Raw genomic sequence first — 21,109 nt, forward strand, 5'->3', positions numbered from 1 at the left:
ACGAAGGCCTCCGGTGGGTGAAGCGGTTCCTAGACAGCTCCACTTCACAACCGGAGGCCTTCGTCTGTCAGCCAGACTCACCGCCCCCGGACGGGACAACCTCCCTGGACATCACACCTAGGAGCAGGACACCACTGAGCACGAGACCTTCCATCCCACACAGAGGACGTACGCATGCACCTCATCCCGGCACGCGCGGGGACCCCCAGCGTCCGCCGCACCGACACCTTCACCGGTGAGGTCTGGGCCGATCCGGTCTTCGGCGACGATCCCGTCGTCAACCTGGTGGTCTTCGCCCCACGGGCCCGGACCTTCTGGCACCGCCACGACAGCGGTCAGCTCATCGAGGCCACCCACGGCCGCGGGTTCGTGGTCGGGGACGACGGGCACGGCGGTCCCGTCCTCGCCGATCAGGCCGTGTGGACCCCCGCGGGCGGGGTGCACTGGCACGGCGCGGGCCCGGACAGTCTCCTGACCCAGGTCGCCTACTCCTTCGGACACACCGAATGGCTCGGCGAGGTGTCGGAGCAGGACTACGAACGAGCACTCGTGGCGGCGTCGTGGTGACCGACCTCGAGTCACTGGGCCTGGTCATCGACGGCCGGATGGTGTCCGCCGGGGACGGCCGCACCTACGAGTCCGTCGATCCGTTCACCGGACGACCGTGGGCACGGGTCGCCGACGGGACCGCCGAGGACGTGGATCGCGCAGTACGGTCCGCGCGCACCGCGCTCGAAGGACCGTGGGGCGCGCTGACGCCACCCGAGCGCGGACGGCTCCTCGCGCGGCTCGCCGACCTGATCGAGCTGAGCGCCGAACGGCTCGGCCTCTGGGAGACCCGGGACTCGGGCAAGCTGCTGCGCGAGATGCGGGGGCAGGCCGAGGCGCTGCCCGAGTGGTACCGCTACTTCGCCGGCCTGGCCGACAAGGTGCAGGGCGACGTCATCCCCACCGCGAAGCCCCAGTTCCTGGTGTACACCCAGCGGGTCCCCGTGGGTGTGGTCGCCGCCATCACCCCGTGGAACTCGCCATTGCTGCTGCTGACCTGGAAGCTCGCGCCGGCCCTCGCCGCCGGCTGCACCGTCGTGGTCAAGCCCAGCGACCACACCCCCGCGTCCACAGTGGCGCTGGCACAGCTGGTGACCGAGGCGGGCTTCCCACCCGGAGTGGTCAACGTCGTGACCGGATGGGGCCCGGAGACCGGACGGGCGTTGGCCGCCCACCCCGGCGTCGACAAGGTCGCGTTCACCGGTTCCAACGAGGTGGGAAGGTCGGTCGCCCACGCCGCGGCGGAACGCTTCGCCCGGGTCGCTCTGGAGCTGGGTGGCAAGTCCGCCCAGCTCGTGTTCCCCGACGCCGATCTCGACGCCGCCGCCAACGGCGTCGTCTCCGGGATCTTCGCGGCCGCCGGACAGACGTGCATGGCAGGTTCCCGGCTCGTGGTCCACCGGTCGATCGCCGACGAGCTGGTGGACCGCATCGTGCGACGCGCGGAGTCGATCGTGTTCGGCGACCCCACCGACGAGTGCACCGAGATGGGACCGCTGGCCACCGACGGCCAGTACGCGAAGGTCCTCGACCACCTCGACGCCGCCCGGGCCGCCGGAGCGACCGTCGCCACCGGCGGCGGGGCCGTCCCCGAACTCGGCGGCTACTTCGTCCGGCCCACCGTGCTGCGCGACCTTCCCGACGACGCCCGCGCACTGAACGAGGAGATCTTCGGGCCCGTGCTCGCCGTCGTCACCTTCGACGACGAGGACGAGGCCGTCCGCATCGCCAACAGCACGCAGTACGGCCTCGCCGCAGCGGTGTGGACCCGCGACATCCACCTGGCGCACCGCACCGCCGGCCGCCTGAGGGTCGGCTCGGTCTGGATCAACGCCTACCGGACGGTCGCGCCGCAGGTCCCGTTCGGCGGCTTCGGTGCCTCCGGCATCGGCCGCGAGAGCGGGATCGACGCGGTCAAGGACTACCTCGAGACCCGGTCCGTCTGGGTCGAGCTCAGCGGGACCACCCGCGACCCGTTCACCCTCGGCTGAGACCCGCCGCGTCTCCGCACACGACAAGGATGGTCATGGACGACATGTACACGCAGGGCATGCAGATCCGCCGCGCAGTCGTCGGCGACGACCACGTCGACGGCGCCCTCGCTGCCGCGGGTGACCTCGGCGCCCCCCTGCAGGACCTGGTCACCGAGTACTGCTGGGGCGCGGTGTGGGGCCGCCCCGGGCTCGACCGCCGGACCCGCAGCCTCCTCAACATCGCGATGATCAGCGCCCTGAACCGACCCAACGAGCTCCGCGCGCACCTTCGCGGTGCGGTGCGCAACGGCGTCACGGCGGAGGAGATCCGCGAGGTGTTCCTACAGGTGGCAGCGTACTGCGGATTCCCGGCCGCGCTCGACGGCTTCAAGATCGCGCAGTCGGTCCTCGATGCCGAGACCGACTCCGCCCACTGATCCACAGCTCACGAACCGGAGGGGTGAGGACGACACGATGCAACTGGGCTTCATCGGCCTCGGCCGCATGGGATCGAGGATGGCAGGCCGACTTCTCGGCGCCGGGCACGACCTCGTCGTCCACGACGTCGAGATCGACGCGGTCGGGTCCCTGGTCGTCGACCGTGGCGCGACGGCGGCATCCTCGGCCAGGGAGGTCGCGGACCTGGCAGAGACGGTTCTCACCTCCCTCCCGACACCCGCGAGCGTCCTCGACGTCCTGCTCGCACCGGACGGCGTCGCTCAGGGAACCGCGGTCCGCCGCGTGGTGGACCTGTCCACGACCGGTACCCGCACCGCCCGCCGGTTGGCCGAGGAGCTCGGCCTCCGAGGCGTGGCCTCGATCGACGCCCCGGTGAGCGGAGGTACGAGCGGCGCGGAGAAGGGCACTCTCGCCGTCATGGCGGCGGCCTCGGCGGTCGAGTTCGATGCGGTGAGCCCGGTGCTCGCCACCCTGGGCAGGGTCTTCCACGTCGGCACGGAGCCGGGTCTCGGCCAGGCCATGAAGCTGGTGAACAACTACCTGTCCGCGGCGGCGCTGGCGACCACCTCGGAAGCGATGGTGGTCGGGGTCAGGGCGGGCCTCGACCCGCGGACGATGCTCGACGTGCTCAACGCCGGGTCCGGGCGCAACAGCGCCACACAGGACAAGTTCCCTCGCTCGGTGCTGCCCGGGACGTTCGACTTCGGCTTCGCCACCGCGCTCATGGAGAAGGACCTCGGGCTGTTCGCCGACGAAGCGGCAGCGCTGGCCGTACCGACCTGGGTCGGCGCGGTCGTGCACCAGATGTGGAGACAGACCAGAGATCGGCTCGGACCGGACTCCGACTTCACCAGCATCGTCCGGCTCGTCGAGGGCTGGGCGGGGATCGAGGTGCGTGCCGACGTCCAGGGCGGCCCGTCGTGAGCGCGGAATCCTATGAGGTCTTCGCGATCCGGTACGGGCATGTGGATCGACGCGCGTCGGAGAACTTCCTCGGTGGCTGCCCGTGTGACGGCCCGATGCCGATGGACTACCACCTCTGGGTCGCGCGGTCGGCGAACCGCACCGTCGTCGTCGACACGGGCTTCAGCCCTGCGGAGGGCGCCCGCCGCGGCCGGACCCTCGTGATCCCCGTCGGCGCGGCCCTGGCGGCGTTGGACGTCGATCCTGCGACGGTCGACGATGTCGTTCTGACCCACCTTCACTACGACCACGCAGGCAACCTCGGCCTGTTCCCCAGAGCCAGGTTCCACGTCCAGGAATGTGAGCTGCAGTTCGTGGCCGGGGAGGCCATGGCCGACCCGACCACGGCCGCCGCCTACGCCCGCGCCGACGTCCAGGAGACCGTGCGCCTCGTCCAGGCGAACCGAGTGAGGTTCGCGGGGGAGGACGAGGAGCTCCTTCCCGGCCTGAGCGTGCACCTCGTCGGCGGCCACACCGGCGGCACACAGGTGGTGAGGGTGACCACCGAGCGTGGCCCCCTCGTACTCGCCTCGGACGCCGCACACTTCTACGCCAACCTGGAGCGACGGCACGTCTTTCCCGTCACCTATGCGCCTGACGACCTCGTGGATGCGTACGACCGACGCCTTCCCGGGTTCGTCGCCGACCCCACCGACATCATTCCAGGACACGATCCACTCGTGCTCGCGCTGTACCCAGCCGCCGGTGAGGGACTCGAGGGACGGGTCGCTCTGCTGAGCCGGGGCCGGAGGTCGTCGCCCGGATGAGGGCAGACGTGGTCGAACAACGCTGAACTCAATGTCCTTGGACGACCAGGCCGGGTGCATGGCCGGCCCACGCGGGGGACTCTCCCCCACGTGGCCTGCCCGTGATCTCCCGCGTTTCCCCGGTCTCCGGGGTGTCGGTCCAGGCGTAGTCCGGGGCAAGTGTGCAGGCGGTCCTCGGCGAGTTCTCGAACGACCGACCTGTCCGGGCAGTACACCTGGTCGGCGCCGCTACCTCGGGCGCAGGCTCACCGACCGTGAGACGGCCGAGGTCCTGGAGGGCATGTTCGACAGCGACGGGGACGGGTAAGTGGTCCCAAAGTGGTACTGCGATCTTGGTGAGATGATCAGCGCGACGCTGTGAACTGGTGATTGTGTGGGCCCCCGGGGGATCGAACCCCGAACCCGCGGATTAAAAGTCCGCTGCTCTGCCGATTGAGCTAGAGGCCCCGGCCCTCCCCCGCGCCCCGTGCTCGCCCGGCGGAACCTGAGGAAATCCTACAGTCCGTGAGCATCGCCGCCCGCGCTCCACACCCCATGTCGCACAGGATCGTGAGGACGAACGGTCGACGGCCGTCGAGCGCCACGTGACGCCCCTTCCCGACCACGGCACCCGTCCGGGCGTACCGGCCCGCGACGACGCGCCCCGAAACCGCACATCTCCGACACTGACGATCATGAAGCGTCCCGTGCTCCTGCTCATGACCGTGCTCCTGCTCACCGCCTGCGGCGGGCAGTCACCGGCCGCGGAGACCCAGGTGTCCGCGAGCTTCGCCCGGGGCGGCGAGGGGCCGGCGTTCACCTACGACCCGAGGCTCGTCCCGGTCGGTGCGACCGTCGCGGTCACCGACGCCGAGCAGGACGGGGCCACCGTCGCCACCCTCCGGGTGACCGGGCTGCTGCCGAACCGGACCTATGGCGCGCACGCGCACACGCAGCCCTGCACCGCGGCCTCCGGTGCCGACGCGGGCCCGCACTACCAGTTCTCCGAGGACCCGGTGACGCCGAGCGTCGACCCGTCCTACGCCAACCCGATGAACGAGATCTGGCTCGACGTCACCACCGACGCGAACGGCGCGGGCGAGTCGACCGCCACCGTCCCGTGGGTCTTCCCGGACGACCGGCGCGCGGAGTCCGTCGTCCTGCACGAGAAGCCGACCGCCTCCCACGCCGGGCACGCGGGCACCGCGGGCGGACGCCCCGCCTGCGTCACCGTCGACTTCTGAACGACGCCGAGGTCGGCGCCCGTCCGCGCGCCTGGGACACTGGTGGGCGTGACCGTGTTGGACAGCGTCCGCGACGCACGGACGGACACCCCCGCCCGCCGTGACCGCGTGCTGCCGCCGTTGCGCATCGGCCCGTTCGAGGTCGACACCCCCGTGGTGCTCGCGCCGATGGCCGGCATCACCAACCCCGGGTTCCGTCGCCTGTGCCGTGAGCAGGGCGCCGGCTACTACGTCTGCGAGATGATCACTGCTCGCGGGCTGGTCGAGAAGAACCCGCTGACGTTCCGCATGATCGCCTTCGACGCGGACGAGCACCCCCGCTCGATGCAGCTCTACGGCGTCGACCCGGCGTCGATGCAGCACGCCGCGGAGATGATCGTCGAGCGCGACCTCGCCGACCACATCGACATGAACTTCGGCTGCCCGGTCCCCAAGGTCACCCGCAAGGGCGGCGGGGCGGCACTGCCGTTCAAACGGGAGCTGTTCCGGCGGATCGTGCGGGCCGCGGTCACCGGCGCCGGCGACCGACCGGTCACCGTCAAGATGCGGATCGGCATCGACGACGAGCACCACACCCACCTCGAGGCCGCGCGGATCGCCGTGGACGAGGGCGCGGTCGCCGTCGCGCTGCACGCGCGCACCGCCGCGCAGCGCTACTCGGGCACCGCGGACTGGGACGAGATCGCCCGGCTGCGCGACGCCGTCCCTGCGCACGTTCCGGTGCTGGGCAACGGCGACATCTTCTCCGCGCAGGACGCCCTGGACATGGTCGCCCGGACCGGCTGCGACGGCGTCGTGGTCGGCCGGGGCTGCCTGGGGCGGCCGTGGCTGTTCGGGGACCTGGAGGCCGCGTTCGCCGGCCGCGAGCTGCCGGCGCCGCCGAACCTCGGCCAGGTCGCGGCGACGCTGCGCCGGCACGCCGTCCTGCTGTGCGAGCACATGGGCGACCACAAGGGCATCCGCGACGTCCGCAAGCACATCGCGTGGTACCTCAAGGGCTTCCCGGTCGGCCCGGAGCTGCGGCGCAGCCTCGGCATGGTGGAGTCGATCGACCACCTCGACGAGCTGCTGTCCGGGCTGGACCCGGACGAGCCGTTCCCGGCCGAGGCCGACGGGCCGCGGGGGCGCCAGGGCTCACCCGGTCGCGTCGTACTGCCCGAGCACTGGCTCGACGACCCGGACGACCCGTCGATCCCCTTCGGGGCGGACGTGGAGCACTCCGGAGGTTGATCACGGCGACCCCGGGGCGAGAACGCGTTACCCCGACCCGGGGGAACCACGGCGCCGAACGGGTGCCGACGACCCCGTACGCCTCAAGCGTCCCAGGGGTGTCACCGATGAACAGTCCCAGTGGCGCCGGAACGGCACGACGACGGGGAGGTGGATCATGACCGACACCGCATGGACGGTGCGCAGGCTCGTGCGGTCCGCCCGCCGCGTCGGACCGACGCCGCCCGCCCAAGGGCCCGACGCCCCGGACGACGACGACCTCGCCCCCGCCTCGCCCGCGGCCCGCGCGGCCCTGCACACCGCGGCCGCCGAGCGGCTCGCCGAGCACCACCGCTACGAGCAGGCCTACCTGCACCTGCGCGAGGCCGTCCGGCTCCTGCACGGCCTCAGCGCGCCGAGCCCGGCCGACGAGCTCGACCGGCTCCGCCGCGAGCACGCCGAGGCCCGGGAGCAGAGCCGCCGCGACAGCCTGACGGCGTCGTACAACCGCCGGTACCTCGACGAGCGGCTGATCGACCTGCTCGCCGCGGGCACCGACCTGCCCGTCTGCCTGGCACTCGCCGACATCGACCACTTCAAGCTGGTCAACGACACCCACGGGCACCCGTTCGGGGACCGGGTCCTTCAGCGGATGGTGCTGGAGCTCGGCCGGGCCCTGCCACCCGGCGCGTTCTGCGCCCGCTACGGCGGCGAGGAGTTCGCGCTGGTGCTGCCCGGGCTGACCGCCGAGGAGGGCGTCGCGGCCTGCGAGACCGCCCGCGAGCGCGTCGCCGCGCACGACTGGACCGACCTGCACCCCGACCTGCGGATGACGATCAGCATCGGCGTCGCCCGGTCCAGTCCCGGCGACGACGACGTCGAGGCCCTCGTCACCGAGGCCGACGTGCTCCTCTACACGGCCAAGCAGGCGGGACGGAACGCCGTCGCCCACCGCGACGCCGACGGCCGGGTGACCTTGGCCGGGGCGGCAGCCGGACGCAGGTCGATCCCCCAACCGGAGCAGGGCGCGTCGCGCCCCGCGCCACCCGCGTCGGTCCGAGCCGAATAAGATCGGCCGTGCGGTCCCCGCGGCCGCACGATCCGGAAGGGCGCGTTCCCCCCACCCCGCGCCCCGTCACGCGCGTCCGCTCCGGCGGTCGCGACGAGGAGGCCCGGTGCAGGACGGCGACGACGAGGTGCGCCGGTCCCGGCGTACGCGTCGGCGCCCGGACGGCGCAGATCCACCCGCGTCCCCCGCACCGCAGGGCCCGCCCGGACCGCACGTCCCGCCCACCGGGGCGCACCCGTCGGGCCCGCAGCGACACCCCGGTGCGCACCCGTCCGGGCCACAGCCGTCCGGGGCCCAGCCGCCCGCAGCCCAGCCGTCCGGGGCCCAGCCGCCCGCAGCCCAGCCGTCCGGGGCCCAGCCGCGCCCCGGCTCCGGGCCGCACCCGTCCGGACCGCAGCCACGCCCGGCGACCGGCCCGCACCCGTCGCAGCCGCAGCAGCGACCCGCCGACGCCCCGCCGGGGCCGGTCCCCCCGACCGGCGTGCGCCGCGTGCGCGGCGGTCCCGTACCGCGCCGTCCCGGCGAGCCGCCCGCGCCGCAGCGTCCACGTCCGCGTGACGGTGCCGCGCCCGCCCCGTCGCGCGCCACCCCGGTACCGCCACCGAGCGGCGTCTCGCGCCCGCCGTCGCCCATCGCTCCCGGTGGCACCGACGCCCGGCCCGTCCGCACCCCCGCGGAGGCGCCGGAGACCGCGCGTCCCGCCACCCCGGTCACCGGAACCGGCCCGGGAACCCGGGCGACCCCGGCCGCCTCAGCGCGCCCGGGCTCCGGAAGCGGAGGGGCGGCCGGGAGCAGTGGGGGCCCCGCCGCGGACGCCGGACGGAGCGGGGCGGGCGCGCCGCCGCCGGCCCGGCTCGACCCCCGCGCCCGTGCGCTGCGGATCGGCGCGGCGGCGGCCGCGGTGCTGGTCCTGGTCACCACCGCCTTCGGGTTCGCCGGGCGCAGCGAGGTGCACGCCGGTGTCCGCGACGTCGTCGCCCTCGCCCCGGACACCGACGCGATCCTCGATGCCGACACCCAGGCCGATGACCAGAACGTCCTGGTGCTGGGTCTGCAGGCCGACCGCGCGAGCACCGCGGAGTCCGCGCGCACCGACACGGCGGTGCTGGTCCACCGGCCCGCGGGCGGCGGCCCGGCCGTCACCCTGTCGATCCCCGCGACGCTGGAGGTCTCCCGGCCGCCGTGCCGGCGCTTCGACGCCGCGACCGGCACCTACGGCGACACCGTGCCCGCGGAGTCCCGGACCGCCTTCGCCACCGCCTACGACGTCGGCGGCCCTGCCTGCAGCGTCGGCGTCGTCCAGCAGCTGACCGGCATGCCGGTGCGCGGTTTCGTCGCGCTCGACCTGGCCGGGACCCCGGAGCTCGTCGACGCCGTCGGCGGGATCGAGGTCTGCACCGAGCGCCCGGTCGTGGACCCGGTGCTCGGCCCGGTCGTGGAGGGCTCTGGCACCGTGGAGCTCGACGGGGCCACCGCGGTCCGCTTCGCCTCCGCCGCGGGCACCGCGGACAGCTCCCCGGCCAACCGGGTCCGGCGCCAGCAACGCGTGCTCGCCGCGGCGCTGGGCGATGCGCTCTCGACCACCTCGCTCCTGACCCCCGGTGCGCCGGGCCGCTCCGCGGCCGGGGTGTCGTCGGCGCTGTCGGCGGACGGGGTCGACGCCGGCGAGATCCTCACCCTCGCACGCGGGCTGGCCCGGTCGGGCGCCGCGGGCGACGGGGAAGCCCCGCTGTTCCTGTCCGTCCCGGTCAGCGACGCCCCGAACACCCGGGGCCAGCTGGAGCTGCGCCGCTCCGAGGCACGCGCGCTGTTCTCCGCGCTGCGCGAGCACGGACCGCTGCCCGAGAGCGCGACCGCGCCGGCCTCCCGCTCCGCGGGTGCTCCGGGGCCGGGCACCGTCGTGAACCTGGTCGACGCAACCGGCCGCCCCGGTGCCGTCGACCGGATCGCCGCGGACCTGCGCGACCGCGGCTACGAGATCGGCAGCGTCACCCCCGGCACGGCCGCACCGGGCGCGCAGGTCCGCTACTCCCCCGACAACACCGACGCCGCGGGCACCCTCGTGGAGGCGCTGCCGGGTGCCCGCCCCGTCCCGGACCCGACCGCGAGCCGGGTGCTGGAGCTCGTCGTCGGTGCCGGCGACGCGGCTCCGGTGCAGGCCGTCCCCTCCGACGACGCCGACTGCGACTGAACCGCTCGTATCCCCCGAACGGGGTATGTCGTCCAGCGTTCACGGCGGGTTCACCCGCCACGGCTGAACGTTGCCGCTCGGGGGCCTAGGCTCGGGACATGCGCGACACCTATCAGGAGCAGCTGGACGAGCTGGCCTCCGGCCTGGCAGACATGTGCGACGACGTCGCACGTGCCATGGCGCGCGCCACGACCGCACTGCTCGAGGCCGACCTCCAGCTCGCCGAGCAGGTCATCTCCGAGGACGTCAAGATCGACGACGTCCGTGCCGCCGCAGAGCACCGGGCCTTCGGCCTGCTCGCGCTGCAGGCGCCCGTCGCGACCGACCTGCGGGTCGTCGTCGCCGCGATCCACGGTGCCGGTGACATCGAGCGCATGGGTGACCTCGCCCTGCACGTCGCCCAGGCCGCCCGTCGCAGGCACCCGCAGTCCGTGCTGCCCGACGAGGTGAAGTCCTACTTCGCCGAGATGGGCCGGGTCGGTGTCGAGCTCGCGGAGAAGGCCGGGCGGGTCATCCGCACCCGTGACCTCGACGCGGCGAACGAGCTCGAGGCCGACGACGACGCCGTCGACGACATCCACCAGCACATGTTCACCGTGCTGATGGACCGCAACTGGACCCACGGGGTGTCCGCCGCGGTCGACGTCGCGCTCCTCGCGCGGTTCTACGAGCGGTACGCCGACCACGCCGTCGCCGTCGCTCGCCGGATCGTGTACGTCGTCACCGGCCAGATGCCCGGTCCGCTCGCCGTCTGAGAGCACCGTTGGCCCGTTCGGGGCAGTCGATACACCCCACTCGGCGAACGGTCGACCGATCGGGTTTGACGGTGAGACGCCGGGGGCACGTCTGCTGCATGGAACACGCGAGCTGCGTCGTCACCGAGGTCGTCGGGACCTCGGACGAGAGCGTCGAGGCTGCGATCCGGGACGCCATGAGCCGCGCCGGACACGCCCTCGAGTGGTTCGAGGTGACCGGGGTCCAGTCGACCGTCCTCGGCTCCACCGAGCGCTTCCGTGTCGGCCTGCGGGTCGGGCTGCGGGCCCGCGCCGCCTGACCCCGCCGTTCACCGAGCGTTCACCGGTCCCGGGCCGAAGCGGACGCGAACTCCGATCTAAGGTCGTCGCCATGCGCAGGGAGACGCTCGACGACAACCTCGCGCAGCTCCGGTCCATGCTCGACGAGATGGGTCCGCTCGTCGCCGCCGCGTTCCGCGACGCGTCCGACGCATTGCTGTCCGACCGCACCCGGCTCGCCGAGCAGGTCGTCTCCCGCGATCCCGTCATCGACGGTTACCGCGACGCGATCGAGCTGCTCGCCGTCGAGACCATGAACATCCACCAGCCGATGGCCGCTCCGCTGCGAGCGGTGATCACCGCTCTGCGGTGCGCCCAGCAGCTGGAGCGGATGGGTGACCTGGCCCGGCACATCGCCGCCACCGTCGTCCGGAGCGGGGACCACGTGGTGCTCGCCGAGCAGGCCCACCCGCTGTTCGCCGACTACGGCGCCCGGGTCGCGGCCATGGGCGACAAGGCCGTCGAGGTGCTCCGCACCCACAACGTCGTCCTCGCCGCCGAGCTGCGCGAGGACGACGACGTCGTCGACGCACTGCACCGCCAGGTCTTCGAGCTGATGTTCGGCCCGGACTGGACGGCAGGCGTGCCGGCCGCCGTCCACGCCGCGCTGCTGGCCCGCTTCCACGAGCGCTACGCCGACCACTGCGTGCACCTGGCCGACCACGTCGTCTACGCCGTCACCGGCGGCACCGTGGACGAGCTGCCGGTCCTCTGACCCGGCCCGCGACGACGGACGCCCTCGGCCCCCCGCGAGGGGCCGAGGGCGTTCGCGCCGTGCGGACGTGCTGCGAGGATCAGCCGAAGCGACCGGACACGTAGTCCTCGGTCGCCTTCTGCTTCGGCTGGGAGAAGATCGTCTTGGTCTCGTCGAGCTCGACCAGCTTGCCGGGCTTGCCGGTGCCCTCGATGTTGAAGAAGCCGGTGAAGTCGCTGACCCGCGCCGCCTGCTGCATGTTGTGGGTCACGATGACGATCGTGTAGTCGTTCTTCAGCTCGTTGATCAGGTCCTCGATCGCGAGCGTGGAGATCGGGTCCAGCGCCGAGCAGGGCTCGTCCATCAACAGGACGTCGGGCCGCACCGCGATCGCGCGGGCGATGCAGAGCCGCTGCTGCTGACCACCGGACAGGCCCGAACCCGGCTTCTCCAGCCGGTCCTTGACCTCGTTCCAGAGGTTCGCGCCGCGCAGCGACCGCTCGACGGTGTCGTCGAACTCGGCCTTCAACGCGCGCTTGTTGTTCAGCTTCATCCCCGCGATGACGTTGTCGTAGATCGACATCGTCGGGAACGGGTTGGGCCGCTGGAAGACCATGCCGATCTGGCGGCGGACGCCGACCGGGTCGACGTTCGCCCCGTAGAGGTCCTGGCCGTCGAGCTCGAGCCTGCCCTCGACGCGGGCGCCGGGGATGTTCTCGTGCATCCGGTTGATCGACCGCAGGAAGGTCGACTTGCCGCAGCCGGACGGACCGATCAGGGCCGTCACCGTCTTCGGCTTGATCGTCATGTTGACGCCCTCGACGGCGAGGAACGACCCGTAGTAGATGTTCAGGTCCTTGGCTTCGACACTCTTGCCCATGTCGCGGATTCCTTATCAGGTCTTCGGGGCGAAAATGCGGGAGATGATGCGGGCGACGATGTTCAGCACCATGACGACGAGCATCAGGACCAGCGCAGCGGTCCAGGCCCGGTCGAGGAACGCCTCACGCGGGATGCCGGGAACGGCGTAGGAGTAGTACGAGAACACCGGCAGCGTGGCCATCGGCCCCGAGAACGGGTTCAGGTTGACGCCGAGCGCGAGACCCGTGGTGACCAGCAGCGGGGCGGTCTCACCGATGACGCGGGCGACGGCGAGCATGACACCGGTCGCGATACCCCCGGCCGTCGTGGGGATGACGACCTTGAGGATCGTCCGCCACTTCGGCACACCGAGCGCGTACGCGGCCTCGCGCAGCTCGTTCGGGACGATCTTGAGCATCTCCTCGGTGGAGCGCACCACGATCGGGATCATGAGGACGGTCAGGGCGACCGCGCCGGCGAAGCCGAACCGCACCGCCGGGCCGACGAACAGCGCGAACAGCGCGAACGCGAACAGACCGGCGACGATCGACGGGATGCCCGTCATGACGTCGACGAAGAACGTGATCGCCCGCGCGAGCCGTGACCGGTTGCCGTACTCGACCAGGTAGATCGCGGTGAGCACACCCACCGGGATGGACATGATCGCGGCGAGTGCCGTGATGATGAGCGTGCCCTGGATGGCGTGCAGTGCACCGCCGCCGACCCCGACGACGCCGCGCATCGAGCTGTTGAAGAACGTCGGGTCGAACCGTGCCCAGCCGTTCGAGACGACGGTCCACAGCACCGACACCAGCGGGATCATCGCGAGCAGGAACGCACCCGTGACGATCGCCGTCACCAGCCGGTCGGCGGCCTTGCGAGCGCCTTCCACCGCGCGGGACACCGCGTAGGTGGCGACCAGGTACACGACCACGGTCAGGAAGACCCACAGCCCGATTCCGAAGCCACCCGTCAGGGCGGTCGCACCGGCCGCCACCACCGCCGATCCGGCGACCAGGGCCCACGGCGACCACTTCGGGAGGGAGCCCTTGCGACGCGGCAGAGCCGTCGTCGTGGCCGGGGCCTGCAGCGTGCTTCCGGTCACGGTCGCCTCGGTGTCGGTGCGGTTTCGTTCGGTCCCGGTGGACATCTCAGTTCGCTCCCGAGAACTCGCGGCGGCGCTCGACGATGTAGCGAGCGATCATGTTGACCAGCAGGGTGATCAGGAAGAGCACCAGACCGGACGCGATCAGGACGTTGACGTCGATGCCGGACGCCTCGGGGAACTGCAGCGCGATGTTCGCGGCGATCGTCGACGGGTTGCCGGAGCCGATCAGGTTGAACGTGATCCCGCCGGAGACCGACAGGATGATCGCCACCGCCATGGTCTCGCCGAGCGCGCGGCCGAGGCCGAGCATCGCGCCCGAGACGATCCCGGAGCGGCCGAAAGGCAGCACCGCGAGCCGGATCATCTCCCAGCGGGTGGCCCCCAGGGCGAGCGCGGCCTCCTCGTGCAGCTTCGGCGCCTGGAGGAAGACCTCACGGGCGACGGCGGTGATGATCGGCAGGATCATCACCGCGAGGACGAGGCCGACGACCAGCATCGTGCGGCCGGTGGCCGACGGCGGACCGGCGAAGAACGGCAGCCAGCCGAGGTAGGTGTTCAGCCACACCATCAGCCCGACGGTCGCCGGGGCCAGGGTGGCCATGCCCCACAGGCCGTACACGATGGACGGCACCGCGGCCAGCAGGTCGACGACGTAGCTGAGCGTCTGTGCGAGCCGGCGCGGGGCGTAGTGGCTGATGAACAGGGCGACCGCGATCGCCAGCGGCGTCGCCACGATCAACGCGATGACCGCGCTGACCAGCGTGCCGAAGATGAGCGGCGCGATGTAGAGGGCGAGTCCGCCGTGCACCTCGGACGCAGGGGCCACGACGGCCGGGAACGCCTCGCTGACGAGGAACGCCGCAACGCCCGCGAGGACGACGAGGATGAGGATGCCTGCACCCTTGGCCGACCCGGCGAAGATCCGGTCCCCGAGCTGGGTCACCGGCTTCGCGGGAGCGGGCGCGGGCGAGTTTTCCGTGGTGGTCACTGTGATCCCTGGGGGTGCGGAACGCGCTGGGCAGGGGACTCGAGCGGCCGGGAACCCCGGGCGGTCACCATGATGACGACCGCCCGGGGTTCCTGGCTAGATGACATCCGACTCAGACGCTCAGCCCTGGGCCTTGATCTGGTCGATGATCGGCGTGATCTGGCCGCGGAGGGTGTCCGACAGCGGCGCCGAGCCGGCGTTCTGAGCGGCGGTCTGCTGGCCCTCCGGGCTGACCACGTAGTTCAGGAACGCCTTGGTGGTGTCGGCCTGGGCGGCGTCCGGGTACTGCGGGCAGGCCAGCAGGTAGGACACCAGCACGACCGGGTAGGCACCGCCGGTGGCGGTCCGGTTGAGGTCGAAGGCGAACGAGGTGTCACCCTGGCCCTCGACGCGCTTCGACTCCTCGAGGATCTTGGCGGCGGCCTCGGCGGTCGGCTCGACCGCCTGGTCGCCGAGCTTGACCTTGGCCTTGCCGAGGTCCTTGGCCTGGCTGGCGTCGGCGTAGCCGATGGTGCCGTCGCCGCCGCCGACGGCGGTCACGACACCGGAGGTGCCCTGAGCGGCCTCGCCGCCCTGGACCGGCCAGGTCTGCGCGGCCTTGTCGGTCCACACCGCCGGGGCGGCCTTGTTCAGGAAGTCGGTGAAGTTCTGGGTGGTGCCCGACTCGTCGGAGCGGTGCACCGGGGTGACGCGGGTGGCCGGGAGCTGAACGCCCGGGTTGTCCGCGGCGATCTTCGGGTCGTTCCAGGTGGTGATCTGGCCCTTGAAGAGACCGGCGATGGTGGCCGGGGACAGGGTCAGGTCGTTGACGCCGTTCAGCTTGAAGACGACGGCGATCGGCGAGACGTAGCTCGGCACCTCGATGACCGAACCGCCGCAGCGCTCACGCGCCTTGGTCAGCTCGTCGTCCTTGAGGTAGGCGTCGGTACCGGCGAACTGGACACCGCCCTGGATGAACTGGGTGCGGCCACCGCCCGAGCCGACCGGCTGGTAGTTGACGGTGGCGCCCGGGTTCGCGCCGCCGAAGCCGGCGATCCAGGCCTGCATGGCCGCCTGCTGGGAGCTCGCGCCCGCACCGGAGATCTGGCCGGTGACGCCCGAACCCTGGGGGGCCGAGCCGCCGCCCTCGTTCGCCGCACCGCAGCCGGCGACGAACAACGCACAGGACGTGGCGATACCGACGGCAGCCAGGCGCGCCCGGGGCGCACGCCGCTTGGTCTTCACTGCAGTTTCCTCCGAGTCGGCAACGAGCCGGTTGCGGGACGGCGGTCTGGGGTGACCACTCGGCCGCAGACGCTAGGAGCCGCCGTTGGACGCCACCCCCACGGAAGATGAACGTGGGATGAACAGGGTCGGCGACCGGGTGGACCTGCATCACACGTTCGACGGAACATGGTCACCGGTAGTCGAACGGTGACAGGGTCTCACCGGGCGTAGTTGGCATCCGCGGCGTGCACGGCGAACCCGAGGCGCTCATAGACGCGCACGGCCGGGGCGTTGTCGGCCTCGACGTAGAGCAGCACGGTGTCCAGCCCGCGGTCGTGCAGGTGGTGCAGCCCGGCGAGGGTCAGGACCTTCCCGAGCCCGCGTCCATGGCTGGCCGGGTCCACGCCGAGGACGTAGACCTCGCCCATCGCCCGCTCGTCGCCGGTCGCCGGATGGACCTTGGTCCAGTGGTAGCCGAGCAGGGTGCCACCGTCGTCGACCGCGAGCAGGAACCCGGCCGGGTCGAACCAGTCCTCGGCCTCCCGGGCGGCGAGCTCGGCGCCGGTCCAGCCGCCCTGCTCGGGGTGCCAGTCGAAGGCCGCGTTGTTGACGCGGAGGAACTCGTCGTCGTCGCGGCCCGGTTCGAAGGCGCGGATCGTGACGCCGTCGGGGACGGTCAGGGCGGGCAGCGGGCCCGCCTCGGTGGTGCGGCGCATCTGCCACAGCACGCGGTCCCGGCGGTAGCCGCGGCCCGCGGCGAGCTCCTTCGCGGCGTCGAGGTCACCGTGCGCCCACACGTGCGGCTCGGCGGTGACCTTCTCGATCGCGGTGACGAGCCCGCCGCCGATCCCCCGCCGTCGCGCGTCGGGGTGCACCGCCAGCTCGGCGTAGGTGCCGTCGACCTGGGCATAGCCGACCACCGCGCCACCGTCACCGGCGACGACGAGGTGCGTCACGCCGTCGGCGGGGGTGTCCGGGCGCAGGTGCATCAGGTACTGCTCGGAGAGCGGTTCGGCGCCGTCGGCAGCGGTCGCCGCCCTCAGCAGATCCTGCACCGCGGAGACGGTGGCGGCGTCGAGACGGGAGTGCTGCTGCGGGTCCACGAGCGCCGACCCTAGGTCACCGCGGTGCCCACGCTCCACGTCCCGGGCCGGCCGCGGGCCGGGCGCCGGGCAGCGGCCGACGGTCCGGGACGGGCTCGGGGTCCGCGTCGTCCTGGTCGGGCGGCGCCGACAGCCCACCGCGCGACGGCCGGACGAACTTGTAGCCGACGTTGCGCACGGTGCCGATCATCTGCTCGTGCTCGCCGCCGAGCTTGGCGCGCAGCCGCCGGACGTGGACGTCGACGGTGCGGGTGCCGCCGAAGAAGTCGTAGCCCCAGACCTCCTGCAGCAGCTGGGCCCGGGTGAACACCCGGCCCGCGTGCTGCGCGAGATACTTGAGCAGCTCGAACTCCTTGTAGGTGAGTTCCAGCAGCCGGCCCTTGAGCCGCGCCGAGTACGTCGCCTCGTCGATGACGAGCTCACCGAGGACGAGCGCGCCCCCGCCGGACGCGGACTCGGCGCCGGGGCGCGATCGCAGCAGCCTCAGCCGCGCGTCCACCTCCGCCGGTCCGGTGTCGGGGAGCAGGATCTCGTCGACCACCCACTCGCCGGACACGGCGACCAGACCGCCCTCGTTCAGCACGGCGATCACCGGCGCGTCGGTCCCGGCGCTGCCCAGCAACCGGCACAGGCTGCGCGCGGCGACCAGGTCCGAGCGGGCGTCCACCAGGACGGCGTCGTGCGGACCGGCGTCGAGCAGTGCTGCCACCTCGGGCGCCGCGGTCCGCACGTTGTGCGGCAGCAACGACAGGGCGGGCAGTACGGCTGCCGCATCCGGAGCCGTGGTCAGCAGGAGCAGTTCCATGGACTCCCCCCTTCCCGCGATACGCAGACGATACCGGGACGTCACCCCACGGTCAGCCGCAGAGCGACGGGTTTCACGCCGCGATCTGGATCGTTCTCACCACCGATCGGGTCCGATCCGGGTCCCGGGGCCGCCCACCGGACCGGCGGCGGGGCTCTCTACCCTGGTCAGGACGTATTCCGATCCTGTGGAGGCCCGGTCGTGGGACGCCCCGTCCGTCGCGTGCTCGTCGCCGTCCTGGCGGTGGCCGCCGTGCTCGTCGTGGGTGATCTCGCCACCGGCGCGGCCGTCGAGTCGGGCATCTCGCGCGCATTGCGGGACCGGCTCGACCTCCCCGAGGACCCCCGTGTCCAGGTGCACGGCTTCTCGGTGCTCGCCCAGGCCGCGACCGGCCGCTACGACCACGTCGAGATGACGCTGCAGCGGGTCCCGGTCGGGCCGCTGCGCACCCCCGAGCTCCAGGTGCAGCTGTACGGCCTGCGCGGAGACCTGTCCGATCTCGTCGGGCCCGGCCCGGCCCGGTTCCGTGCTTCGGCGGCCGAGGGGATCGTCCAGATCAGCCCGAACGACGTCCGCCGGATGGTCGTCGACGCCGGGGGGCCCGCCGCCGGGGTGACGCGGCTGTCGGTCGAGGCGGTCGACGCGAACGCGATCGACTCGGTGATCCTGGCCGGCGGCGACCCGACGCTGCGCGGGCTCGACCCGCGCAACGCCGCACGGTTCGTCGCGGAGATGCCGGTGGACGGGGCCGACGCGCGGGTGGCCGTGCTGGCCGCGCTCGTCGTCGACCACGGCACCATGCGGGTCGTCCCGCGCGACGTCCGGCTCGACGGCTCGGACGAGCCGGTGCCGGACGCGGTGCGCACCTCGATGCTGCGCGCGCTCGCCGTGGACATCGACCCGGGTCCGCTGCCGCTGGGCGTCACCGCGACGTCGGCGAGCGTTCCGGAGTACAACGTGCTGCAGGTCGCCGGTTCCGTGCGCGACCTGAGTGTGGGCGCTGGACCGGGTACATCCCGCTCCGCGGGCCGAGTGGGCTGAGAGGAGGCGTCGGTGGACGTCACGGGTGCGGTGGTGCTGGTCGTCGTCCTGCTGGTGGCGACGCTCGTGGGGCTGGTGCTGCGTGCCCGCTCCGGGCGGCTCCGGCCCACCGGCGACGACCGCGGCGCGACCGACGGGGCCGGACCGGGCTGGGACCTGGCCGGAACCGGACCGGACGGCCGCCGGGCCCTGCTGCTGCAGCTGTCCTCGCCGGTCTGCGCGCCGTGCCGGCAGACCGCGCGCGTCCTCGGCGACCTGGCCGCGGCGGACCCGGGTCTGGCGCACGTGGAGGTCGACGTGGCCGAGCGCGTCGACGTGGCCCGGGCGCTGGGCGTGCTGCGGACCCCGACGACGGTCGTCTTCGACGCCCGCGGCGCGGAGGTCCTGCGGGTCTCCGGTGTCCCGCGCGGCGACGAGCTCGTCGCCGCCCTTCCCACCGGCTGAGAACGTGTGTGTGATGTCCGGTCGGCGCCGACCGCTGGGCTCCGCGCGGAACGTGAGCTAGGCTCGGTGACGTGAACTGGCCGCTGACCCGACGCCGCACGGTTGATCTGTGCCGCCTCGCCGGCTGCCTGTGTCTGGACTCCTGACCCGCGTGTCCTGAGCCCGGCGTCCCGCGACGCCGAGGTTCCCACCCCGGTTACTGGAGTCCCATGTCCGCCACGGACCACGGATCCGCGCACTCCGAGCCTCGGCTCGACCCGCGCGGGGTCCGCTTCTCCGCCGCGATCACCACCGTCGTGCTGGCGCTGGTGCTGCTGTCCGGCAGCGGCGTGCTCGTCACCGCACAGGCCGTCGTGTTCGCCGTCGCCTCGTTCGCCGGCATGCGGTTCGCGCCGTACGGCGTGGTCTACCGGCACCTCGTCGCGCCCCGGCTGGGTCCGCCCGCCGAGCGCGAGGACGCCGCCCCGGTCCGCTTCTCGCAGACCGTCGGGCTGGTGTTCACCGCCGTCGCGGCGGTCGGCTACCTGTCCGGACTGACCGTGCTGGGTGTCGTCGCCACGGCGGCGGCACTCGTGGCGGCCTTCCTCAACGCGGCCTTCGGCTTCTGCCTCGGCTGCGAGATGTACGGGCTCCTCGCCCGCCTGCGCGGTGGCACCGCCGCCGCGCGTTCCTGACCCACCCTCGACACGACTCAGGAGAGAAACGAACATGAGCCGCGAGGACGTCCTCGTCACCGCCGACTGGGCGGAAGAGAACCTGGAGACCGACGGGGTGGTGTTCCTCGAGGTCGACGAGGACACCACCGCCTACGACGGGGGCCACATCCCCGGCGCGGTCAAGGTCAACTGGACCGACGAGCTGCAGGACGCGGTCCGCCGTGACATCCCCACCAAGGAGCAGTTCGAGCAGCTGCTCTCGGCCAAGGGCGTCGCCAACGACGACCTGGTCGTGCTCTACGGCGGCAACAACAACTGGTTCGCCGCGTACGCGTACTGGGAGTTCAAGCTCTACGGCCACGAGAAGGTCGTGCTGCTCGACGGCGGCCGCAAGAAGTGGGAGCTCGACGGCCGGACCCTGACCACCGACGTCAAGGACCGCCCCGCGACCTCCTACACCGCCAAGGAGGCCGACACCTCGATCCGCGCGTTCCGCGACGAGGTCGTCGACGCGATCGACACCAAGAACCTGGTCGACGTCCGGTCGCCCGACGAGTTCTCCGGCAAGATCCTGGCCCCGGCCCACCTCCCGCAGGAGCAGAGCCAGCGTCCGGGCCACGTGCCGAGCGCGATCAACATCCCGTGGTCGAAGGCGGCCAACGAGGACGGCACGTTCAAGTCGAACGAGGAGCTCGCCTCCCTCTACAAGGAGGCCGGCTTCGACGAGGGCAAGGCGACCATCGCCTACTGCCGCATCGGCGAGCGCTCCAGCCACACCTGGGTCGTGCTGCACGAGCTCCTGGGCCACTCCGACGTCAAGAACTACGACGGCAGCTGGACCGAGTACGGCTCGCTGATCGGCGTGCCGATCGAGCTGGGAGCGAAGTGACATGTGTGCCGCACCTGACCAGAACCTGACCCTGCCCCCGAACACGGACCTCTCCAGGGAGACCGTGCTCGCCGGCCGCGTCATCGCCGGTGGCGACCCGGTGGCCGGGGCCTTCGTCCGGCTGCTGGACGGCACCGGGGAGTTCACCGCGGAGGTCGTCTCCTCGGCCTCGGGTGACTTCCGGTTCTTCGCCGCCCCGGGTACCTGGACCGTCCGGGCGCTGTCGCGCTCGGGCAACGGCCAGTCCGAGCTCGTCGCCGACGGGCCGGGCCTGCACCGCGCGGAGATCGCCGTCGCCTGACCGGTCCGCGGGGCGCCGCCCCCGACCGCACGAACGGG

At 72.5% G+C, this 21,109-nt stretch carries 24 protein-coding genes and 1 tRNA gene; 18 read left to right on the top strand and 7 right to left on the bottom strand.

Features of this window, described 5'->3' with window-relative positions:
• Window positions 1-174 precede the first annotated feature (174 nt).
• The 5 genes from FVA95_RS05385 to FVA95_RS05405 are packed head-to-tail and all read left to right on the top strand — an operon-like array spanning window position 175 to window position 4,210.
• On the top strand, window positions 175-567 hold the full coding sequence (locus FVA95_RS05385; RefSeq protein WP_149663218.1) for a cupin domain-containing protein: 393 nt from the start codon (window positions 175-177) through the stop codon (window positions 565-567).
• Complete coding sequence (locus FVA95_RS05390) at window positions 564-2,039, top strand: aldehyde dehydrogenase (protein WP_240051292.1); 1,476 nt, start codon at window positions 564-566, stop codon at window positions 2,037-2,039. The genes FVA95_RS05385 and FVA95_RS05390 overlap by 4 nt, the downstream gene beginning before the upstream one ends.
• Before the next feature lie 29 nt (window positions 2,040-2,068).
• Complete coding sequence (locus FVA95_RS05395) at window positions 2,069-2,458, top strand: carboxymuconolactone decarboxylase family protein (RefSeq protein ID WP_370460831.1); 390 nt, start codon at window positions 2,069-2,071, stop codon at window positions 2,456-2,458.
• A gap of 37 nt (window positions 2,459-2,495) precedes the next feature.
• Window positions 2,496-3,404, top strand: a complete 909-nt coding sequence (locus tag FVA95_RS05400; RefSeq protein ID WP_149663221.1) for an NAD(P)-dependent oxidoreductase — start codon at window positions 2,496-2,498, stop codon at window positions 3,402-3,404.
• Window positions 3,401-4,210: an N-acyl homoserine lactonase family protein gene (locus FVA95_RS05405; RefSeq protein ID WP_149663222.1), complete on the top strand. Its 810-nt coding sequence runs from the start codon at window positions 3,401-3,403 to the stop codon at window positions 4,208-4,210. The genes FVA95_RS05400 and FVA95_RS05405 overlap by 4 nt, the downstream gene beginning before the upstream one ends.
• A gap of 374 nt (window positions 4,211-4,584) precedes the next feature.
• Here FVA95_RS05405 and FVA95_RS05410 read toward each other — a convergent pair.
• Window positions 4,585-4,657: transfer RNA gene (locus tag FVA95_RS05410), tRNA-Lys, on the bottom strand.
• Between the two features lie 227 nt (window positions 4,658-4,884).
• Here FVA95_RS05410 and FVA95_RS05415 point away from each other — a divergent pair.
• The 7 genes from FVA95_RS05415 (at window position 4,885) to FVA95_RS05445 (ending at window position 11,690) form a co-directional block, all read left to right on the top strand.
• Complete coding sequence (locus FVA95_RS05415) at window positions 4,885-5,433, top strand: superoxide dismutase family protein (protein ID WP_149663223.1); 549 nt, start codon at window positions 4,885-4,887, stop codon at window positions 5,431-5,433.
• Window positions 5,434-5,541: 108 nt separating this feature from the next.
• Entirely contained in the window at window positions 5,542-6,663 is a 1,122-nt protein-coding gene (gene dusB, locus FVA95_RS05420; RefSeq protein WP_149663279.1) for a tRNA dihydrouridine synthase DusB, read from the top strand.
• A gap of 157 nt (window positions 6,664-6,820) precedes the next feature.
• On the top strand, window positions 6,821-7,711 hold the full coding sequence (locus FVA95_RS05425) for a GGDEF domain-containing protein (protein WP_149663224.1): 891 nt from the start codon (window positions 6,821-6,823) through the stop codon (window positions 7,709-7,711).
• Window positions 7,712-7,817: 106 nt separating this feature from the next.
• The gene (locus FVA95_RS05430) at window positions 7,818-9,902 is read left to right on the top strand and encodes an LCP family protein (RefSeq protein ID WP_149663225.1); all 2,085 of its coding nucleotides are present in this window, start codon (window positions 7,818-7,820) and stop codon (window positions 9,900-9,902) included.
• A 98-nt stretch (window positions 9,903-10,000) separates the two neighbouring features.
• Window positions 10,001-10,657 carry a phosphate signaling complex protein PhoU gene (gene phoU, locus FVA95_RS05435; protein ID WP_060713545.1) on the top strand — a complete coding sequence of 219 codons (657 nt, stop codon included), beginning with the start codon at window positions 10,001-10,003 and terminating at the stop codon, window positions 10,655-10,657.
• 98 nt (window positions 10,658-10,755) lie between these two features.
• Window positions 10,756-10,956 carry a dodecin domain-containing protein gene (locus tag FVA95_RS05440; RefSeq protein ID WP_020626047.1) on the top strand — a complete coding sequence of 67 codons (201 nt, stop codon included), beginning with the start codon at window positions 10,756-10,758 and terminating at the stop codon, window positions 10,954-10,956.
• Window positions 10,957-11,027: 71 nt separating this feature from the next.
• On the top strand, window positions 11,028-11,690 hold the full coding sequence (locus FVA95_RS05445) for a PhoU domain-containing protein (protein ID WP_149663226.1): 663 nt from the start codon (window positions 11,028-11,030) through the stop codon (window positions 11,688-11,690).
• 79 nt (window positions 11,691-11,769) lie between these two features.
• Here the strand turns inward: FVA95_RS05445 and pstB are convergent, their stop codons facing one another.
• The 6 genes from pstB to FVA95_RS05475 all read right to left on the bottom strand — a co-directional run bounded on the left by pstB (window position 11,770) and on the right by FVA95_RS05475 (window position 17,740).
• Window positions 11,770-12,549 (bottom strand): phosphate ABC transporter ATP-binding protein PstB, encoded by a 780-nt coding sequence (gene pstB / locus FVA95_RS05450; protein WP_149663227.1) that lies wholly within the window; start codon window positions 12,547-12,549, stop codon window positions 11,770-11,772.
• A 15-nt stretch (window positions 12,550-12,564) separates the two neighbouring features.
• Window positions 12,565-13,680: a phosphate ABC transporter permease PstA gene (pstA, locus tag FVA95_RS05455; RefSeq protein ID WP_149663228.1), complete on the bottom strand. Its 1,116-nt coding sequence runs from the start codon at window positions 13,678-13,680 to the stop codon at window positions 12,565-12,567.
• A gap of 1 nt (window position 13,681) precedes the next feature.
• Window positions 13,682-14,626 carry a phosphate ABC transporter permease subunit PstC gene (gene pstC, locus FVA95_RS05460; protein ID WP_043280504.1) on the bottom strand — a complete coding sequence of 315 codons (945 nt, stop codon included), beginning with the start codon at window positions 14,624-14,626 and terminating at the stop codon, window positions 13,682-13,684.
• Window positions 14,627-14,746: 120 nt separating this feature from the next.
• Complete coding sequence (gene pstS, locus FVA95_RS05465) at window positions 14,747-15,850, bottom strand: phosphate ABC transporter substrate-binding protein PstS (RefSeq protein WP_149663229.1); 1,104 nt, start codon at window positions 15,848-15,850, stop codon at window positions 14,747-14,749.
• Window positions 15,851-16,050: 200 nt separating this feature from the next.
• Window positions 16,051-16,935 (bottom strand): mycothiol synthase, encoded by an 885-nt coding sequence (gene mshD, locus FVA95_RS05470; protein WP_149663230.1) that lies wholly within the window; start codon window positions 16,933-16,935, stop codon window positions 16,051-16,053.
• A gap of 16 nt (window positions 16,936-16,951) precedes the next feature.
• A complete protein-coding gene (locus FVA95_RS05475) occupies window positions 16,952-17,740 on the bottom strand; it encodes a response regulator transcription factor (protein WP_149663231.1) in 789 nt (262 codons plus the stop codon).
• A 201-nt stretch (window positions 17,741-17,941) separates the two neighbouring features.
• Here FVA95_RS05475 and FVA95_RS05480 point away from each other — a divergent pair, with 201 nt between their 5' ends.
• From FVA95_RS05480 to FVA95_RS05500, 6 genes are all read left to right on the top strand, one after another.
• A complete protein-coding gene (locus FVA95_RS05480; RefSeq protein WP_161992204.1) occupies window positions 17,942-18,781 on the top strand; it encodes a DUF2993 domain-containing protein in 840 nt (279 codons plus the stop codon).
• A 12-nt stretch (window positions 18,782-18,793) separates the two neighbouring features.
• Window positions 18,794-19,225 (top strand): thioredoxin family protein, encoded by a 432-nt coding sequence (locus FVA95_RS05485; RefSeq protein WP_149663233.1) that lies wholly within the window; start codon window positions 18,794-18,796, stop codon window positions 19,223-19,225.
• 71 nt (window positions 19,226-19,296) lie between these two features.
• A complete protein-coding gene (locus FVA95_RS33815) occupies window positions 19,297-19,371 on the top strand; it encodes a putative leader peptide (protein WP_350662235.1) in 75 nt (24 codons plus the stop codon).
• 63 nt (window positions 19,372-19,434) lie between these two features.
• Window positions 19,435-19,899 carry a DUF4395 domain-containing protein gene (locus FVA95_RS05490; protein WP_149663234.1) on the top strand — a complete coding sequence of 155 codons (465 nt, stop codon included), beginning with the start codon at window positions 19,435-19,437 and terminating at the stop codon, window positions 19,897-19,899.
• Between the two features lie 34 nt (window positions 19,900-19,933).
• Window positions 19,934-20,770, top strand: coding sequence for a sulfurtransferase (locus tag FVA95_RS05495; RefSeq protein WP_149663235.1), 837 nt, complete (start codon window positions 19,934-19,936; stop codon window positions 20,768-20,770).
• A gap of 1 nt (window position 20,771) precedes the next feature.
• Window positions 20,772-21,071, top strand: coding sequence for a DUF1416 domain-containing protein (locus FVA95_RS05500; protein WP_149663236.1), 300 nt, complete (start codon window positions 20,772-20,774; stop codon window positions 21,069-21,071).
• The last annotated feature ends 38 nt before the right edge of the window (window positions 21,072-21,109 follow it).

This window comes from Pseudonocardia sp. EV170527-09 (assembly GCF_008369905.1).
Lineage (GTDB): Bacteria > Actinomycetota > Actinomycetes > Mycobacteriales > Pseudonocardiaceae > Pseudonocardia.

Coding starts and splice junctions, on each gene's coding strand:
- FVA95_RS05385 (WP_149663218.1), top strand. CDS start 175: ATGCACCTCATCCCGGCACGCGCGGGGACCCCCAGCGTCCGCCGCACC.
- FVA95_RS05395 (WP_370460831.1), top strand. CDS start 2,069: ATGGTCATGGACGACATGTACACGCAGGGCATGCAGATCCGCCGCGCA.
- FVA95_RS05400 (WP_149663221.1), top strand. CDS start 2,496: ATGCAACTGGGCTTCATCGGCCTCGGCCGCATGGGATCGAGGATGGCA.
- FVA95_RS05415 (WP_149663223.1), top strand. CDS start 4,885: ATGAAGCGTCCCGTGCTCCTGCTCATGACCGTGCTCCTGCTCACCGCC.
- FVA95_RS05425 (WP_149663224.1), top strand. CDS start 6,821: ATGACCGACACCGCATGGACGGTGCGCAGGCTCGTGCGGTCCGCCCGC.
- phoU (WP_060713545.1), top strand. CDS start 10,001: ATGCGCGACACCTATCAGGAGCAGCTGGACGAGCTGGCCTCCGGCCTG.
- FVA95_RS05440 (WP_020626047.1), top strand. CDS start 10,756: ATGGAACACGCGAGCTGCGTCGTCACCGAGGTCGTCGGGACCTCGGAC.
- FVA95_RS05445 (WP_149663226.1), top strand. CDS start 11,028: ATGCGCAGGGAGACGCTCGACGACAACCTCGCGCAGCTCCGGTCCATG.
- pstB (WP_149663227.1), bottom strand. CDS start 12,549: ATGGGCAAGAGTGTCGAAGCCAAGGACCTGAACATCTACTACGGGTCG.
- pstA (WP_149663228.1), bottom strand. CDS start 13,680: ATGTCCACCGGGACCGAACGAAACCGCACCGACACCGAGGCGACCGTG.
- FVA95_RS05475 (WP_149663231.1), bottom strand. CDS start 17,740: ATGGAACTGCTCCTGCTGACCACGGCTCCGGATGCGGCAGCCGTACTG.
- FVA95_RS05490 (WP_149663234.1), top strand. CDS start 19,435: ATGTCCGCCACGGACCACGGATCCGCGCACTCCGAGCCTCGGCTCGAC.
- FVA95_RS05495 (WP_149663235.1), top strand. CDS start 19,934: ATGAGCCGCGAGGACGTCCTCGTCACCGCCGACTGGGCGGAAGAGAAC.
- FVA95_RS05500 (WP_149663236.1), top strand. CDS start 20,772: ATGTGTGCCGCACCTGACCAGAACCTGACCCTGCCCCCGAACACGGAC.